Annotated in this window: 2 protein-coding genes; both read left to right on the plus strand. The window is 34.0% G+C overall.

Annotated features, from left to right (window positions below; translation table 11 throughout):
* Positions 1–150: 150 nt before the first annotated feature.
* Positions 151–1464, plus strand: a complete 1314-nt coding sequence (gene dndC, locus GSY74_RS10495; RefSeq protein ID WP_164665066.1) for a DNA phosphorothioation system sulfurtransferase DndC — start codon at positions 151–153, stop codon at positions 1462–1464.
* On the plus strand, positions 1454–1751 hold a 298-nt coding region (locus GSY74_RS10500), incomplete at its 3' end, for an AAA family ATPase (RefSeq protein WP_164665068.1). The genes dndC and GSY74_RS10500, both read left to right, overlap by 11 nt.

Here is a 1751-nt window from a genome sequence, read left to right on the forward strand (position 1 = left end):
GAAAAAGACTTTAATAGGAAACTCTATGTTTAAATATAAAAAAGATGTTGAAAAAACATCTAGTGGAGAAGAAGAGACAAAAGAAAAAGTTGAATTATTTGAAATAGAATTTGATAAAATAATAGATTTATTTAGTAGTATTGAGGAATAATGAACAAACAAATACAGACCAAACAACTACTAAAACACCACTACCTCTCAAACGATAGACCTCTAGTCGTCACATTTTCAGGAGGAAAAGACTCAACGGTAGTTTTGCAATTAGTGATAGAGATGCTACTAGAACTAAAAGCAGAGGGTATAAAACTCAAAGAGTCTTTTGTAGTCTCTTCTGATACGACGGTTGAGATGCCTGTGATTGAGTCTTATCTGGAGAATATTTTAAAGTCTATAGATATTTATTGTCAAAAAGAGGATTTAAACCTATCTGTAAATTTGATTAAACCTAAGGTGGAAGAGTCTTTTTTTGCTTTGATGATTGGTAAGGGTTATCCTGCTCCTAATAAATGGTTTAGGTGGTGTACTGATAGACTTAAAATTCGTCCTGCTACGCATTTCTTGGAGAGTTTGGTTAAAGATAATCAATCTATTTTGATGCTTCTTGGAGTACGGACAGATGAATCTGTGAGTCGGGCTATCTCTATCAATTCTAGAGAATTAAACTTTCAAGGTTTATCTCTGCATGACCAAATCCCAAATGCTTTCGTACTCTCTCCTATCAAAGATTGGACAACAAGTGAAGTGTGGCAGTATTTGACACAAAATCAAGCTCCTTGGGGGTCTCATGAGGATATGATGAGACTCTATTCTCAAGGGGCTACTATGGCTGATGGGTCTGTGCGTGATGGAGATGCTGATTGTAATATTGCACTCAATCCTGAAGCACCATCTTGTGGTAAAACGCGTTTTGGTTGTTGGACTTGTACGGTAATTGAGAAAGATAGGTCAATGGAGGGTATGGTTCAAAATGGTGAGGAGTGGATGAAGCCTCTTTGGGAATATAGGGAAGTGCTTTTGGATTATAGGGATAGAGAAGACAAAAGAGGTCATAGGCGACGAAATGGACAATTGGGAATGGGGGCTTTTAATCTTGATGTGAGAAAAGAGTTGCTAGAGAAACTATTTGAGATAGAAATAACAGAAGAATTTCAAAAGAGAGATGTTGAACTTATCTCTAGTGAAGAGGTAGAGATAATTCAAACTTATTGGAACAATGATGGAGATATTGAAAATTCTGCATTAAAGTTGGCTCAAAAATATAAGAGAAAGATACAAATGAAAGAGAGTAATGATATAACAGTTGCTTTGAATGATATGGAGTTGGATAATGCAAGTAAAGAACTATTTAGCCGTATTTATGAGATAGAAAAAAGCCGTAAAAATAGCTCTAATAGAATAGGTATTTTAAAAGAGATTGAAGAGAGAGTAAGTAATTATTATAAGGGTAGTTTTATTGAGAATTAAAAAAATTGTTTTAAAAAATCTCTTCTCTTATCATGGAGTACAAGAGATTATATTTGATAAGAGAACCATTATCTTGGCTGAAAATGGTTTTGGCAAGACGAGTCTTCTGAATGCTATCAAATTGGGCTTGGGCGAAAAGAAGTTTAACCTAGATTCTATTTTAAATAGTCACTCGTTAGATAGCGAATGTTTTATAGAAATTGATTTTTCTGATTTTGTGCTAAAAAGAGTTTGGGATTTAGAAGAAAAATTTGAAGATATAACGGTACATTTAGGTGAAGATATTC

The sequence above is a fragment of the Sulfurovum sp. bin170 genome (genome assembly GCF_010892395.1).
Classification (GTDB): domain Bacteria; phylum Campylobacterota; class Campylobacteria; order Campylobacterales; family Sulfurovaceae; genus UBA1140.

Coding starts and splice junctions, on each gene's coding strand:
- dndC (WP_164665066.1), top strand. CDS start 151: ATGAACAAACAAATACAGACCAAACAACTACTAAAACACCACTACCTC.